Below are 14,876 nucleotides of genomic sequence, written 5' to 3'. Positions count from 1 at the left end.
GAACGGACGCTTCCTTCGTACTCACCCGAGAGACTCTCTCGCGGCTTTCCTCCGGGCGCTTCCCTTCGGTCTTGCGTTTCCGACTCTATCAGACCCTTTCGGGCCGTGATTCCCAGTCGGTGGGATTTGCCTTTTGGCCTCGCGGCCTTTCGACATTCACTACGTTAGCCGATTCCCTCAGCAACTCATAATCGAGTTCCGCAAGCTTGAATTCAGGCATGCAGGCACGCCGAATTCGCCCTCGCTCAGAGGAAGTCGTAGGTAGTGGGTTGGCCGCTTCCGACTGCTGACTGAACGCCGTACCCGGTTCAGCGGCTCGGGCTACATTACGGACCCCCCAGGGGAGAGTCAAGTTCGGCGGCGGCGGGGGGTGTGGGCCCGATAAGGGCTCACCGTCGGGTCGTTGTCGGCCCAGAAGCGCCACGGGTGGACGCCTCCGTCGCCGGACACACCGGTGCGTGGACCGTTGCGTACCTGGTCGGAGGGCACCGGAGTGCCCGTGAGCAGGCTCAGGGGTGAACCCTCGGTGGCGCATGCGTCCGTACCGTCGAAAGCCCGGTCGATCCCGAGAGCCGTGGCCAGGCGGGCGGGGCCTTTGGCCAGTTCTCTGTCATATCGGGCCGAAAGTCGACGTTTGCGAGCCAGTTCAGCGCCTTCGGTGATCTCTCCGGCGCGGAGCAGGACCGCGCTCGCCCTGCCCTCCGGGCCGCACACCAGGTTCATGCAGTGCCACATGCCGTAGGTGAAGTAGACGTACACGTACCCGGGCGGACCGAACATCACGCCGTTGCGGGCCGTGCGGCCGCGATAGGCGTGGGAGCCCGGATCGTTCGGGCCGTCGTAGGCCTCGACCTCCGTGAGACGGAGTTCGATCGGGCCGTCCGGGGTGGTGCGCACGAGCACGCGCCCCAGGAGGTCCGGTGCGACCTCCAGTACGGGTCGGTCGAAGAACTCCCGGGTGAGGGGCGTACGGTCAGGGGCCGCGATCATGGCGTACGAGCGTAGTGCAGAGGTGTGACTGCGTGCGGGGTGGTCAGGGAGCGTGCGTCTTGCCAGGGTGAGTGCGCGGAACCGGACACGGCTGGATCGCGTTTGTATGGATCAAGGATCCGATCCGGACAGAACAACAACGGGGCGTTGCCCGAGGAGGAAAAGACATGGGGTTCAAGCGGCTGCTCGCGAGCCTGGGGGCCGGTGGGGCTTCGGTCGAGACGGTGCTGACCGAGGTCAACGTCGTTCCCGGCGGCGTCGTCCAGGGTGAGGTGCGGATCCAGGGCGGGTCCGTGAACCAGGCGATCGAGGGTCTGTCGGTCGGTCTCCAGGCCCGGGTCGAGGTCGAGGGCCATGACGACCAGGAGTACAAGCAGGACGTCGAGTTCACGAAGCTGCGGCTCGGCGGTGCCTTCGAGCTGCAGGCGGGCGGGGTGCACGCGGTGCCATTCGGGCTCGAGATCCCGTGGGAGACGCCGATCACCACCATCGCCGGGCAGCCGCTGCGCGGGATGAACGTCGGTGTGACCACGGAGCTGGAGATCGCGCGCGCGGTGGACTCCGGTGACCTGGACCCGATCAGCGTGCATCCGCTGCCGGCGCAGCAGGCGCTGCTGGACGCGTTCATCCAGCTGGGCTTCCGCTTCAAGAACGCGGACCTGGAGCGCGGCCACATCCGGGGTACGCGGCAGAAGCTGCCGTTCTACCAGGAGATCGAGTTCTTCCCGCCGCAGCAGTACCGCGGTCTCAACCAGGTCGAGCTCAGCTTCGTCGCGGACGACCGTGAGATGGACGTCGTACTGGAGATGGACAAGAAGCCGGGTCTCTTCAGTGAGGGCAGCGACACGTTCCGCTCCTTCAAGGTGGGGCTCAACGACTTCCAGGGGACCGACTGGACCGCGTATCTCAACCAGTGGCTGTCCGAGGTCGGTAGTAAGCGCAACTGGTTCTAGGCTCGGGGCGAGAGTTTCCAAGGATCAGGAACCGATCAGGAGGTGCCGAGGTGTCCGAGCCCAAGAGGCCGCCGCTTCCCCATGACTTCCATCCCGTCGTGCCGTCGTTCACGGTCACGAGTGAGGACGTCGAGCCGGGCGCGACGCTGAAGGACGCTCAGGTCTACGCGGCCGGGAACACCTCGCCGCAGCTGCGCTGGGAAGGCTTCCCGCCGGAGACCAAGAGTTTCGCCGTGACGTGCTTCGACCCGGACGCCCCTACGGGGAGCGGTTTCTGGCACTGGGTCGTGTTCGACATTCCGGCCTCGGTGGCGGAACTGCCGACGGGCGCCGGCACGGGGAAGTTCGAGGGCCTGCCCGAGGGCGCTGTGCAGGTGCGCAACGACTACGGGTCGAAGGACTTCGGCGGCGCCGCGCCGCCCGCCGGGGACCCGGCGCACCGGTACGTGTTCACGGTGTACGCGGTGGACCAGGAGAATCTCGGCCCCGACTCGGACGCCTCCCCGGCCGTCGTGGGCTTCAATCTCCGGTTCCACACGCTGGCAAGGGCGCAGATCGTCGCCGAGTACGCGGCTCCCGCGGACAGCTGAGCGTTCACTGAACGTTTGCCCGCCTCTGGTCTTGGAATTGATCAGGGGCGGGCAGTTTTTATTGCGTTGTCCATCTCGGCGTGCCCGGCCAGAGTTGATCCAAGCCCGCCAGGCGGTGGGCCGGTGCGCATGGGAGGTGGGCTTGATGCGGGACACGCTGGTGCTGAATGCGAGCTTTGAGCCGCTGTCGACGGTGACGTTGAATCGAGCCGTCGTTCTGGTGCTGCAGGACAAGGCCGTTGTCGAGCAGGCCCACCCCGAACTGCGTATGCGCGGAGCCGCGCTCGATATACCCGCGCCCCGCGTGATCAGGCTCTGCCGCTATGTACGGGTGCCGTTCCGAAGACAAGCGCCGTGGTCGAGGCGGGGTGTGCTGGTGCGCGACCGGCACAGGTGCGCGTACTGCGGTCGTCGGGCGACGACCGTGGACCACGTCGTGCCTCGGGCGCAGGGTGGTCAGGACTCCTGGCTGAACACGGTTGCCTCGTGCGCGGAGGACAACCACCGCAAGGCCGCGCGGACGCCGGAGCAGGCGGGGATGCCGCTGTTGCGGCAGCCGTTCGAGCCGACACCGGCCGATGCGATGTTGCTCGCGCTGGGGCGCGAGGATCTTGAGGCCTTGCCTGAGTGGCTTGCGCAGCCGGCGGCGTAGGCGCTTCGCTCTGGCCGAGGTGCGGGTGCGTTGTCGGGTGCGGGTGGGTCGTGGCTGGGCGCGCAGTTCCCCGCGCCCCTAAAAGCCAGAAGATTGCGCCGTTCCCCGCGCCCCCAAAAAGCAAGAAGCGGCTCCTCGTGTCCCTGATCAGGGACACGAGGAGCCGCTTTCCATAGTCGGGGTCAGTCGGTGACCGACGGCTTTTCTCGGCGTTCTGTGGGCGGGGTGGACTGGCCGCCTCCGCCGCCCATGCCGCCCATCGGGCCGAAGTTGCCCATGGCGCCGCTGAGGCCCTTGAGGGCGTCGCCGATCTCGCTGGGGACGATCCAGAGCTTGTTGGCGTCGCCTTCGGCGATCTTCGGGAGCATCTGGAGGTACTGGTAGGCGAGGAGCTTCTGGTCCGCGTCTCCGGCGTGGATGGACTCGAAGACCGTACGGATGGCCTGGGCCTCGCCCTCGGCGCGCAGTGCGGCGGCCCTGGCCTCACCCTCGGCGCGCAGGATCGCGGACTGCTTCTCGCCCTCGGCGGTGAGGATCTGCGACTGGCGGATACCTTCGGCGGTGAGGATCGCGGCGCGCTTGTCACGGTCGGCGCGCATCTGCTTCTCCATCGAGTCCTGGATGGAGGTGGGCGGCTCGATCGCCTTGAGCTCGACGCGGTTGACGCGGATGCCCCACTTGCCGGTGGCCTCGTCGAGGACTCCGCGCAGGGCCGCGTTGATCTCCTCGCGGGAGGTCAGGGTCCGCTCCAGGTCCATGCCACCGATGATGTTGCGGAGCGTGGTGACGGTGAGCTGCTCGATCGCCTGGATGTAGCTGGCGACCTCGTACGTGGCGGCCCGGGCGTCGGTCACCTGGTAGTAGATGACGGTGTCGATGTTCACGACCAGGTTGTCCTGGGTGATCACCGGCTGGGGCGGGAACGGAACGACCTGTTCACGGAGGTCGATGCGGTTGCGGATCGAGTCGATGAACGGGACGACGATGTTGAGGCCGGCGTTGAGCGTGCGCGTGTAGCGGCCGAACCGCTCGACGATGGCCGCGCTGGCCTGTGGGATCACCTGGATGGTCTTGATCAATGCGATGAAGACCAACACCACCAGAATGATCAGGACGATGATGATCGGTTCCATCGTGGTCCCCGTACCCTTCTCCGCCTAGGTGCTTCCGGAAGATCTTGTGATTGTCGAAGATCTTGCTCGACGAGTGTGTCAGACCACAACTCGCCACGTGCGACGTTCCGTTCACTGGACGTCGCGGGAGTCACATGACGATCGCTGTGGCCCCTTCGATCTCCACGACGTCCACTTCTTGGCCTACTTCGTAGGCGCGTCCGGTGTCGAGGGCGCGTGCGGACCAGACCTCTCCGGCGAGTTTGATCCGGCCACCCGAACCGTCGACTCTCTCCAGGACGACGGCCTGTTTGCCCTTCAAGGCGTCGATGCCTGTGGCGAGTTGGGGCCGTTGGGAACGATGTCGGGCGGCGACGGGGCGGACGACCGCGATGAGCGCCACCGAGACGGCGGCGAAGACCACCACCTGGAGGACCACACCGCCTCCGAGCCCTGCGGTCACGGCGCCCGCGACGGCGCCGACGGCGAGCATTCCGAACTCCGGCATCGCGGTCACGACGAGCGGGATTCCTAGCCCGACCGCGCCGATCAGCCACCACACCCATGCGTCGATGTCGTCCACGTGGTCATGGTAGGTCCGCGGGTCCTGTCCCCGACAGGGCGCCGATCAAGTTGGGGCAGGTGTTCCTGGTTGTCAGGACAGGGGCAGGCCCTGCGCGGTCCAGCGCTCACCGACCTGTTCGACGACGAGGGGGAGGCCGAAGCACAACGACAGGTTGCGCGAGGTGAGTTCGAGCTCCAGGGGGCCGGCGGCGAGCACCTTGCCCTGACGGATCATCAGGACGTGGGTGAAGCCCGGCGCGATCTCCTCGACGTGGTGCGTGACCATGAGCATGGAGGGGGCGATCGGGTCGCGGGCAAGGCGGCCGAGGCGGCGTACGAGGTCCTCGCGGCCACCGAGGTCGAGACCGGCGGCGGGCTCGTCGAGGAGGAGGAGCTCGGGGTCGGTCATCAGCGCGCGGGCGATGAGGGTGCGCTTGCGCTCGCCCTCGGAGAGCGTGCCGAACTTGCGGTCCACGAACTCGGTCATGCCGAGGCGGTCGAGGAAGGCACGGGCGCGCTGCTCGTCGACGTCCTCGTAGTCCTCGTGCCAGCCGGCCGTCATGCCGTAGGCGGCGGTGAGGACCGTCTGCAGGACGGTCTGGCGCTTGGGGAGCTTCTCCGCCATGGCGATGCCGGCCATGCCGATGCGCGGGCGCAGCTCGAAGACGTCGACCTTGCCGAGGGTCTCGCCGAGGATGGTGGCGGTGCCCTGGCTGGGGTAGAGGTAGCTGGAGGCGAGGTTCAGAAGGGTCGTTTTTCCGGCGCCGTTGGGACCGAGGATGACCCAGCGCTCGCCTTCCTTGACCGACCAGGAGACCTGGTCCACCAGAGCCCGGCCCTCTCGGACCACGGATACGTCCTCAAGCTCCAGAACATCGCTCATGAGCGCGCTGTCTCCCATTGCAGTCTCGGCCGTCGCTGACGTCTGTGGACGCAGCCCCCAGGGAAAACCTACGCCACCGGTCCACCCGTCCAATCCATCGGCCGGTCCTTAGGGTGGGAGCCATGCATTCGGAACCACGCTCAGGACGGCTGGCATCATGGGGAAATGCCCTGTTGGCCGGATTTGCCTCTCCGGACGACGCGGTCGTCGCCATCGTCGGCGAGGACGCGGTGCACCGGGTCGAGGGGCTGCCCGGTGAGACCGCGCCCGTCGGACTCACTCTCGCCCTGGGGCGGCTGCGCGCGCTCGGGGTGACCGGTCTGCGGGTCGCGCTGCCCGCGCCGGGGCATCCGCTCGGGCTGAGCGGGCCGCCCGACTTCAACGCCCGTGCCTTGGATGCCGAGGAGGCGGTGGTCTGTCACGGGGCCGCGCTGGGGCTCGTGCCGGAGGTGTACGAGGCCGGTCCCGACGGCGATGTCCACGTGGAGGTCGTCTGGCACTGCTTGCCCGTGCGGGAGGCGCCGCCGGCCGATGTGCCGTCCCTCGGCGAGGCGGAGCGGGAGCTCGCCGAGGCGCTGCGCGACGCCACGGAGATGCTGTCGCGGCTCGATGTCGCCGGGTCGGGTCCGGTCGCCGAGGCGGCGATCGACGCGTACCGGGCTCGGGCCGAGCGGGGTCGTGAGGTACTCGCCCCCGGTTATCCGCCGCGTGCGGTACGGGTGTTGGAGCTGGCCCAGCGTGTCGGGCTGCTCATCTCCGTCGCCTACGAGAACGGGCACGGCGGGGCCGTGAGCGCGTCCGAGATGGCCGCGCGCTCCGAAGCGCTGCGGCCGGTCGAGCGGACGGCTCGCCGGGCTCAGGTGGCGGCGTACAACGCGTTTGTGGAGGAGCGGGAGCGGGGGGCGCGCTGAGCTGCGCCCGCTGACTCGGCGGGAGTGTTGTCGAGCGGCTGCGGGTGGGTCGTGGCTGGTCGCGCCGTTCCCCGCGCCCCTTAAAAGATTGCGCAGTTCCCCGCGCCCCTGAAAAGAGCCGGCCCGGCTTTCTTGGGGGCGCGGGGAACTGCGCGATCGGCCCCCGCGTACCCGCAGTCGTGAGTCGGTCGGACGGCTCGATGCCGTTCGGGGCGATGTTCGGACGGGCCGAAAACCAGACCGGCCCCCCAGGCGTACCTGGAAGGCCGGTGGTCACTGGTGACCCGAGGCGCGAACGTCAGCCGTTGAAGCCGTCGTTGCCGAACGCCGGGTTCAGGATGCCGACAACGTTCACCGTGTTGCCGACCGCGTTCACCGGGATGGCGACGGGGACCTGGACGAGGTTGCCCGAGGCGACGCCCGGCGAGCCAACGGCCTTGCCGCCCGCGTGCGCACCATCGGTGGCGGAGGCGAAACCGGCACCGGCGGCAACCAGGCCACCGGCCACCATCGTGACGGCTGCGGCCTTCTTCAGGTTCTTCACTTCTTGAGCCCTCTCCTTGTGAACCACTGCGGCAAAGCGCCGCAGCACGCACTGGAGAACGGCGGAGATCCAGGAAGGATGCGCCATCCGGGGGACATTCCCACGACGGTATGAATCTCAGTCCGGAACGGAACCCTCCGTGTTGCCGTCCGTAGTGCTGTCCGGAAAGGCCGCCGCCGGGTGGATCAGCAGGTCATCAGCCGGTCACACCATGGCGTACGGCCCACAGCGCGGCCTGTGTTCGGTCGGCGAGGTCGAGTTTCATCAGGATGTTCGAGACGTGCGTCTTGACGGTCTTCTCGGAGAGGACGAGGGCGCGGGCGATCTCGCGGTTGGAGCGGCCGTCGGCGATCAGGCTGAGTACCTCACGCTCCCGCTCGGTGAGTGAGCTGCCCCTCCCCTGCCCGTAGTTGGTCTCCTCCTGGGACAGCAGCGCGCCCGCCACCTCGGGCTGGAGCAGGATGTGTCCGGCGTGGACCGAGCGGATGGCTCCGGCGAGGGCGTCGGGGTCCACGTCCTTGTAGACGTACCCGGCGGCGCCCGCGCGCAGGGCCGGGATCACCGTGCGCTGCTCGGTGAAGCTGGTGACGATGAGCACGCGCGCGGGGTTGTCGAGTTCGCGGAGCTTGCGCAGGGCCTCCACGCCGTCCATGCCCGGCATCTTGACGTCCATGAGGACGACGTCGGGTTTCAACTCCTCGGCGCGGGCGACTCCTTCGGCGCCGTCGGGCGCCTCTCCCACGACCTCGATGTCGTCCTGTACTTCGAGGAAGGTGCGCAGGCCCCGGCGGACCACTTGGTGGTCGTCGACGAGCAGCACCTTGATTGCGTCAGCCACCAGGGACCTCCATCTCGATGGTGGTGCCCTTTCCGGGCGCCGATTCCACGGTGAGCGTGCCCCCGACGCCGTTGGTCCGGTCGCGCATGGACACGAGGCCCAGGTGGCGGCCCGCGCGGCGCGTCGCCCTGGGTTCGAATCCGCCGCCGTCGTCGACGACGCGCAGGACGGCGCCCGGCCCGTGCCTCTCCAGGGTGACGTCGACGCGGGCGGCGCCGGAGTGCCGCAGCGCGTTGTGCAGCGCCTCCTGGGCGACGCGCAGCATGGCCTCCTCCTGGGACGCGGGCAGCGCGCGGACACCGCAGCTGTCGAAGGTCACGCGCGCGGAGTGGGCACGGTCGAGGACCTGTATCTGGGTGCGCAACGTGGCGACCAGTCCGTCCTCGTCGAGTGCGGCGGGGCGCAACTCGACGACGGCCGCGCGCAGTTCGTCGGCGGCCTCGGCGGCGAGGGCGGCCACCTGCTGGAGTTCACCCTTGGCGCGGGCCGGGTCGCGGTCGACCAGGGCAGCGGCGGCCTGGGCGGTGAGGCGCAGGGAGAACAGCTTCTGGCTGACGGCGTCGTGCAGTTCGTGGGCGAGGCGGGAGCGCTCCTCGGCGATGGTGAGTTCGCGGCTGCGCTCATACAGCCGGGCGTTCGTGAGGGCGATCGCGGCGTGCTGGGCGAGGATCGTCAGGAGTTCCTCGTCGTCTTCGGTGAAGCCGCAACCGCCTTCCGGTTTCGGGCAGTTCTTGTTCGCGAGGAACAGGGCGCCCATGACCTCGTCGCCGTCGCGGATGGGCAGGCCCAGGAAGTCGGACATGTCGGGGTGGGCGGAGGGCCAGCCCTCGAAGCGGGGGTCCTCGCGCACGTCGGCGAGGCGCTCGGGGCGGGCCTCGTGCAGCATCGCGGCGAGGATGCCGTGCTGGCGCGGGAGCGGGCCGATGGCCTTCCACTGGGCGTCGCTGACGCCGTCGACGACGAACTGGGCGAAGCCTCCGTGGTCGTCGGGGACCCCCAGTGCCGCGTACTGCGCGTCGAGCAGTTCGCGGGCCGAGGCGACGATCGTCTTGAGGACGTCGCGCACCTCGAGGTGTCGGCTCATGGCCAGCAGCGCGGTACTCACCGCGGACAGGCCCGACCGGGGTCCTTTGCTCATGACCCTCACGGTACCGGCGGGGTGTGACAGCGCGTATCCGACCAGTGGCTTGCCCTCCCTGGGCCGCTGGGCCTAGGCCGAAGGACCCCTCCGCTCTGCGGCCCGCGCACGAGGCGGCGAGGGCGGTCCAGTTCCTACGTTGGAGGCACTCGCCGGGAGCGGCGGCCATGGGACGAGGGGACGGAAGTCATGCCGGTAGCGATCATCACGGGGGCTTCGAAGGGGTTGGGGCGCGCACTCGCCGAGGCCCTGGCGGAGCGCGGCTGGGATCTGGTGCTCGACGCCAGAACGGCGGGAGTCCTCCAGGAGACGGCTGCCGCCCTCGCCAAGTACGGGACACGGGTGGAGGCACTGCCGGGGGATGTCACGGACGGTGCTCATCGCGCCGGCCTGGTGGCGGCGGCGCGGGGGCTCGGCGGCGTCGATCTCCTGGTGAACAACGCGAGCGCGCTGGGCGCCGAACCGCTCGTACGTCTCGACGCGCTGGCCCTGGACGGGCTGCGGCGGGCCCTGGAGGTGAACGTGGTCGCGGCGCTCGGGCTGATCCAGGAGGCGCTGCCGCTGCTGCGGGAGTCCCCCACGGGCGCGGTGATCGATGTCAGCTCGGACGCCGCTGCCGAGGCGTACGAGACCTGGGGCGGCTACGGGGCCTCGAAGGCTGCGCTGGACCATCTGTCGGCGGTGCTCGGGGAGGAGGAGCCCGGGCTGCGGGTCTGGGCGGTCGATCCCGGCGACATGGGCACCGATCTGTACGCGGCGGCCGTGCCGGACGACGAGGATCCGCGGCCCGAGCCGGCCCGTGTCGTGCCCTCCTTTCTGCGGCTGATCGACCAGCGTCCGGCGAGCGGGCGCTTCGGGGCGCCGGCGCTGCTGGAGCAGCGATGACGACGGCCCTTCGGGTGCCGGAGGAGTTGTCGGCCCGGGTGCCCGCCGAGCAGCGGGGCCGGGGGCTCGACCGCGACGCGGTGCGGCTGCTCGTCTCGCGCGGTACGGAAGTGTCGCATCACGGGTTCGCGGAGCTGCCGTGTCTGCTGAGAGCCGGGGACCTGCTCATCGTGAACACGTCGCCGACGCTGGCGGCCGCGGTGGACGGGAGGATCGGGCACGCGCGCGTGGTGGTGCATTTCTCCACGCGCGGGGACGACGGGCGCTGGGCCGTGGAGGTGCGGGATCCCGACGGAAGGGGCACCACGCGCGCGCGTGCGGGTGGGCCCGCGGGGACAGAGGTGCGTCTCCCCGGGGGCGTACGGCTCGTCCTTGAGGAGCCCCTCACGGGGCGGAGTCCGCGGTTGTGGTGGGGGCGGGCGTCGGAACCGGGCGGACAGGTGCCGGAGCCGGAGGGCCCGAGGCCGGAAGGCCCGATGCCGGAGGCCGACGTCCTGGGGTTGCTGGGCCGGCACGGGAGGCCCATTCGTTACTCCTATACGGAGCGGGACCAGCCGCTGTCCGCGTACCAGACGGTGTTCGCGCTGCCGGCCGCCGACGGATCAGGCAGTGCGGAGATGCCGAGCGCGGCTCGGCCCTTCACCGCGCGGCTGGTGGCGGCGCTGGTGAGCCGGGGTGTGCAGTTCGCGCCCGTCACGCTGCACACCGGGGTCGCCTCGGCCGAGGCGCACGAACCGCCGTACCCGGAGCGTTTCGCGGTGCCGGAGACCTCGGCGCGGCTGATCAACGCGGCCCGGGCGGGAGACGGCAGGGTCGTCGCCGTCGGTACGACGGCCGTACGGGCGGTGGAGTCGGCGACCGGTGCCGACGGGGTGGTGCGGGCCGCGGAGGGCTGGACCGACCTCGTGGTGACCCCGGAGCGCGGGGTGGGGGTCGTCGACGGGCTGCTGACCGGGCTGCACGAGCCCGAGGCCTCGCATCTGCTGATGCTGGAGGCGGTCGCGGGGCGGGCCGCGATCGACCGTGGGTACGAGGCGGCGCTGCGGGGGCGCTACCTGTGGCACGAGTTCGGCGACGTGCACCTCATCCTCTCGGAGGAGGCTCCTCACACAGAGCATTGCTCCAGCAACTACCGGTGAGACAGGACCGGGGCGGGTGTGAGCCCGCACATAGGACGCACATCACGTACGAAGGGACCTAGGAGACAAAGGGACTCCTGGTGAGCGGGGCAGACGTGTCAGTCTGCCCCGATTTGCCCTTCCCGGCTCCACTACCCGGGGTCGTACGTCACACCTTTGCCACAGAAAATTGCGACCGCTAAGAATGGCCACCGGTCGCTCGGCGCCGCGGGCCACTACCCACGGCGCTTGTCCCGGAAACACTTTGTCCCCATCGGGCCGAGAGCGACCTCCGCGCTATTCGAAGAGGTCCATCAGCCATGCCCAAGCAGAACATCACTCCTGGTCATAGCCCCGCGCTGACCAAGACCCACAAGCTCTCCATCGCCGGTGTCGCCACGCTCGGCGCCGCGGCCCTCGCGTTCTCGCTCGTGCCGGGGAACACCCAGCAGGCCAGCGCCGACTCGGTCTCCGCCGCTCCGGTCGCCTTCTCCGCCGAGCAGCTCAAGCCCGCCACGGCCGGTCTCAGCGGACAGCTGGCCGACGCCCAGGCCGCCGCCGCGAAGAAGAAGGCCGCCGACGCCGCGGCCGCCAAGAAGGCCGCGGAGGCCGCCGCGAAGAAGAAGGCCGAGGACGCCCGCAAGGCGAAGGAGGCCGCGAGCCGGTCCGCCAAGCGTGCCGCCGTCAAGCCGGCCGCCGCGAAGACCTACCCGAACAACCTGGACGGCTGGATCCGCGAGTCGCTGGACATCATGAAGAAGCGCGGCATCCCGGGTACGTACGACGGCCTGCACCGCAACATCATCCGGGAGTCCGCGGGCGACCCGAACGCCATCAACAACTGGGACATCAACGCGATCAACGGTGTCCCGTCCATCGGTCTGCTGCAGGTCATCAAGCCGACCTTCGACGCGTACCACGTCGCCGGCACGCCCAAGAGCCAGTACGACCCGGTCGCCAACATCACCGCCGCCGCCAACTACGCGGCCGACCGGTACGGCTCGATCGACAACGTCAACAGCGCGTACTGAGGTTTGCGCGGACCTCTGACGAGTACGCCGAAAAGGGCGGCACCCCCAACGGGGCGCCGCCCTTCGCGTGTGTCCACCTGAGCGGTCCGGCTTGAACGGTCCGGCTCCGGACGGTCCGGCTACTTGCGCATGACCTCGGGCTCGTGGCGGCGCAGGAAGCGCGCCACGAGGAAGGCACAGACGGCGGCGAGCGCGAACAGCGCGGCCATGTCCAGTGCCCAGGTCAGCGCCTCATGGTCCCAGAGCGGGTCCGAGTCGGTCGTGTTGTGCGGGTTGATCTTGTTGAAGTCGAGCGTGGTGCCGGCGGCGCCGACCGCCCAGCGCGACGGCATCAGATACGAGAACTCGTTGACGCCCAGGGCCCCTGCCAGGGGGAACAGACAGCCGGTGAAGACGACCTGGATGATCGCGAACATGACCAGCAGCGGCATGGTCTTCTCGGCGGTCTTCACCAGCGAGGAGATGACCAGGCCGAACATCATCGAGGTGAAGCCCAGCGCCATGATCGGCAGGGAGAGCTCGATCGCGACCGCGCCACCGAGGATCAGGCCCTCGTCGGGGATCGTCCGGCTCATGAAGCCGATCGCGCCGACCAGCGCACCCTGGAGCATGGTGATCACGCCCAGGACGATCACCTTGGACATCAGATACGCGGAGCGCGACAGGCCGGTCGCGCGCTCCCGCTCGTAGATGACCCGTTCCTTGATCAGCTCACGGACCGAGTTGGCGGCGCCCGCGAAGCAGGCGCCGACCGCGAGGATCAGCAGCACCGTGGCGGCCGTGCTGTTCGGGATGGGCAGGCCGTTCGGCCCCAGCTGCTTGTTCACCAGCAGCGTCTTGTCGGGCTCGATGAGCAGGCTCACCGCGCCGAGCACCGCCGGCAGGATCACCGTCAGCGCCAGGAAGCCCTTGTCGGACGCGATCACCGACGTGTAGCGGCGGATCAGGGTCATCAGCTGCGAGCCCCAGCCCTGTGGCTTGGGCGGGCGCATCGACTGGGCCGACGGCATGTCTACGGACTGCGGAGCCACCGCGTCGATGTCCGCGGCGTACATCTGGTAGTGCTGCGAGCCCTTCCAGCGGCCCGCCCAGTCGTAGTCGCGGTAGTTCTCGAAGGCGGAGAAGACATCGGCCCAGGTGTCGTAGCCGAAGAAGTTCAGGGCCTCCTCGGGCGGACCGAAATAGGCCACCGAGCCGCCGGGAGCCATGACCAGAAGCTTGTCGCAGATGGCCAGCTCGGCCACCGAGTGCGTGACGACGAGGACCGTACGGCCGTCGTCGGCGAGGCCGCGCAGCAGCTGCATGACGTCGCGGTCCATGCCCGGGTCGAGGCCGGAGGTCGGCTCGTCCAGGAAGATCAGCGACGGCTTGGTCAGCAGCTCCAGGGCCACCGAGACGCGCTTGCGCTGACCACCGGAGAGGGAGGTGACCTTCTTCTCCTTGTGGATGTCGAGCTTGAGCTCGCGCAGCACCTCGTCGATACGGGCGTCGCGCTCCTGCGTCGTGGTGTCCGCGGGGAAGCGCAGTTTGGCCGCGTACTTGAGGGCCTTCTTGACGGTCAGCTCCTTGTGCAGGATGTCGTCCTGCGGGACCAGACCGATGCGCTGACGCAGCTCGGCGAACTGCTTGTAGAGGTTCCGGTTGTCGTAGAGGACGTCACCCTGGTTGGCGGGGCGGTAGCCCGTGAGCGCCTTCAGGAGCGTCGACTTGCCGGACCCGGACGGGCCGATGACCGCGATGAGCGACTTCTCCGGTACGCCGAAGGAGACGTCCTTGAGGATCTGCTTGCCGCCGTCGACCGTGACCGTCAGATGGCGGGCCGAGAACGAGACCTCACCGGTGTCGACGAACTCCTCGAGCCGGTCGCCGACCAGGCGGAACGTCGAGTGGCCGACGCCGACGATGTCGTTCGGGCCGAGCAGCGCGGAGCCGCCCTTGGCGATCGGCATACCGTTGACGTACGTGCCGTTGTGCGAGCCGAGGTCGCGGATCTCCTGGCGGCCGTCCGGCGTCGCGTGGAACTCCGCGTGGTGACGCGAGACCTGCAGGTCGGAGACGACCAGCTCGTTCTCCAGGGCACGGCCGATGCGCATCACACGGCCGAGCGAGAACTGGTGGAACGTGGTGGGGCTGCGGTCGCCGTAGACCGGCGGCGCCCCCGCGCCCCCACCGGGTCCTTGCTGCGGCGGAATGTGCGCGCCCTGCTGCGGCTGCTGCCAGCCCTGCTCCGGCGCGTGCTGCTGCGGCTGCGGCGCCTGCTGTGCCCAGCCGGCCGCGGGCGCGCCCTGCGCGGCGTACGGCTGCTGCTGGGGCTGTGCCTGCGGTGCGGCGGCGGCCGCGTTGCCCCCCAGGCTCAGCCGCGGGCCGTCGGTAGCGTTGCCGAGGTGCACGGCCGAGCCGGGGCCGATCTCCATCTGATGGATCCGCTGCCCCTGCACGAATGTGCCGTTGGTGCTGCCGTGGTCCTCGATGACCCAACTGCGGCCGCTCCAGCTGATCGTGGCGTGACGCCAGGAAACCCTGGCGTCGTCGAGCACGATGTCCCCCTGCGGATCACGTCCGAGGGTGTATGGCCTGGACGCATCGAGCGTCCAGGTCCGTCCGTTCAATTCCAGTACGAGTTCCGGCACTCCATGCCCCACTGAGTTGTCCCCCGAAGTTCCCCCA

General features: G+C 69.3%; 15 protein-coding genes. 7 read left to right on the top strand and 8 right to left on the bottom strand.

Features of this window, described 5'->3' with window-relative positions; genetic code table 11:
* Positions 1 to 348 precede the first annotated feature (348 nt).
* Complete coding sequence (locus ACZ5VQ_RS15970; RefSeq protein ID WP_469105371.1) at positions 349 to 990, bottom strand: DNA-3-methyladenine glycosylase; 642 nt, start codon at positions 988 to 990, stop codon at positions 349 to 351.
* Positions 991 to 1,157: 167 nt separating this feature from the next.
* Here ACZ5VQ_RS15970 and ACZ5VQ_RS15965 point away from each other — a divergent pair, with 167 nt between their 5' ends.
* The 3 genes from ACZ5VQ_RS15965 to ACZ5VQ_RS15955 all read left to right on the top strand — a co-directional run bounded on the left by ACZ5VQ_RS15965 (position 1,158) and on the right by ACZ5VQ_RS15955 (position 3,185).
* Complete coding sequence (locus ACZ5VQ_RS15965; protein ID WP_269651918.1) at positions 1,158 to 1,943, top strand: sporulation protein; 786 nt, start codon at positions 1,158 to 1,160, stop codon at positions 1,941 to 1,943.
* A 50-nt stretch (positions 1,944 to 1,993) separates the two neighbouring features.
* Positions 1,994 to 2,533: a YbhB/YbcL family Raf kinase inhibitor-like protein gene (locus ACZ5VQ_RS15960; RefSeq protein ID WP_469105370.1), complete on the top strand. Its 540-nt coding sequence runs from the start codon at positions 1,994 to 1,996 to the stop codon at positions 2,531 to 2,533.
* A gap of 145 nt (positions 2,534 to 2,678) precedes the next feature.
* Positions 2,679 to 3,185 (top strand): HNH endonuclease, encoded by a 507-nt coding sequence (locus ACZ5VQ_RS15955; RefSeq protein ID WP_469105369.1) that lies wholly within the window; start codon positions 2,679 to 2,681, stop codon positions 3,183 to 3,185.
* A 182-nt stretch (positions 3,186 to 3,367) separates the two neighbouring features.
* Here the strand turns inward: ACZ5VQ_RS15955 and ACZ5VQ_RS15950 are convergent, their stop codons facing one another.
* The 3 genes from ACZ5VQ_RS15950 to ACZ5VQ_RS15940 all read right to left on the bottom strand — a co-directional run bounded on the left by ACZ5VQ_RS15950 (position 3,368) and on the right by ACZ5VQ_RS15940 (position 5,744).
* Positions 3,368 to 4,318 (bottom strand): SPFH domain-containing protein, encoded by a 951-nt coding sequence (locus ACZ5VQ_RS15950; protein WP_469105368.1) that lies wholly within the window; start codon positions 4,316 to 4,318, stop codon positions 3,368 to 3,370.
* 130 nt (positions 4,319 to 4,448) lie between these two features.
* Complete coding sequence (locus ACZ5VQ_RS15945) at positions 4,449 to 4,880, bottom strand: NfeD family protein (RefSeq protein WP_362082113.1); 432 nt, start codon at positions 4,878 to 4,880, stop codon at positions 4,449 to 4,451.
* A 72-nt stretch (positions 4,881 to 4,952) separates the two neighbouring features.
* Positions 4,953 to 5,744 (bottom strand): ABC transporter ATP-binding protein, encoded by a 792-nt coding sequence (locus ACZ5VQ_RS15940; protein ID WP_143636951.1) that lies wholly within the window; start codon positions 5,742 to 5,744, stop codon positions 4,953 to 4,955.
* 122 nt (positions 5,745 to 5,866) lie between these two features.
* Here ACZ5VQ_RS15940 and ACZ5VQ_RS15935 point away from each other — a divergent pair, with 122 nt between their 5' ends.
* A complete protein-coding gene (locus ACZ5VQ_RS15935; protein ID WP_469105367.1) occupies positions 5,867 to 6,655 on the top strand; it encodes a hypothetical protein in 789 nt (262 codons plus the stop codon).
* 298 nt (positions 6,656 to 6,953) lie between these two features.
* Here the strand turns inward: ACZ5VQ_RS15935 and chpE are convergent, their stop codons facing one another.
* The 3 genes from chpE to ACZ5VQ_RS15920 form a co-directional block, all read right to left on the bottom strand.
* Positions 6,954 to 7,199: a chaplin ChpE gene (chpE, locus tag ACZ5VQ_RS15930; RefSeq protein ID WP_055615420.1), complete on the bottom strand. Its 246-nt coding sequence runs from the start codon at positions 7,197 to 7,199 to the stop codon at positions 6,954 to 6,956.
* 196 nt (positions 7,200 to 7,395) lie between these two features.
* On the bottom strand, positions 7,396 to 8,037 hold the full coding sequence (locus ACZ5VQ_RS15925) for a response regulator (RefSeq protein ID WP_469105366.1): 642 nt from the start codon (positions 8,035 to 8,037) through the stop codon (positions 7,396 to 7,398).
* Positions 8,030 to 9,175: a GAF domain-containing sensor histidine kinase gene (locus ACZ5VQ_RS15920; RefSeq protein WP_469105365.1), complete on the bottom strand. Its 1,146-nt coding sequence runs from the start codon at positions 9,173 to 9,175 to the stop codon at positions 8,030 to 8,032. The genes ACZ5VQ_RS15925 and ACZ5VQ_RS15920 overlap by 8 nt, the downstream gene beginning before the upstream one ends.
* Before the next feature lie 189 nt (positions 9,176 to 9,364).
* On the opposite strand from ACZ5VQ_RS15920, the gene ACZ5VQ_RS15915 reads away from it, so the two are divergent.
* From ACZ5VQ_RS15915 to ACZ5VQ_RS15905, 3 genes are all read left to right on the top strand, one after another.
* A complete protein-coding gene (locus ACZ5VQ_RS15915) occupies positions 9,365 to 10,060 on the top strand; it encodes an SDR family NAD(P)-dependent oxidoreductase (protein ID WP_469105364.1) in 696 nt (231 codons plus the stop codon).
* The gene (locus tag ACZ5VQ_RS15910) at positions 10,057 to 11,199 is read left to right on the top strand and encodes an S-adenosylmethionine:tRNA ribosyltransferase-isomerase (RefSeq protein WP_469105363.1); all 1,143 of its coding nucleotides are present in this window, start codon (positions 10,057 to 10,059) and stop codon (positions 11,197 to 11,199) included. The genes ACZ5VQ_RS15915 and ACZ5VQ_RS15910 overlap by 4 nt, the downstream gene beginning before the upstream one ends.
* 299 nt (positions 11,200 to 11,498) lie before the next feature.
* On the top strand, positions 11,499 to 12,209 hold the full coding sequence (locus tag ACZ5VQ_RS15905) for a transglycosylase SLT domain-containing protein (RefSeq protein ID WP_469105362.1): 711 nt from the start codon (positions 11,499 to 11,501) through the stop codon (positions 12,207 to 12,209).
* Positions 12,210 to 12,328: 119 nt separating this feature from the next.
* On the opposite strand, the gene ACZ5VQ_RS15900 is transcribed toward ACZ5VQ_RS15905, so the two are convergent.
* Positions 12,329 to 14,839 (bottom strand): ABC transporter ATP-binding protein/permease, encoded by a 2,511-nt coding sequence (locus tag ACZ5VQ_RS15900; protein WP_469105385.1) that lies wholly within the window; start codon positions 14,837 to 14,839, stop codon positions 12,329 to 12,331.
* Between the last annotated feature and the right edge of the window lie 37 nt (positions 14,840 to 14,876).

This window comes from Streptomyces sp. NPDC033178, from assembly GCF_055577685.1.
Note: the sequence above shows the minus strand (reverse complement) of the source record. Positions and strands in the feature narration are given on the sequence as shown.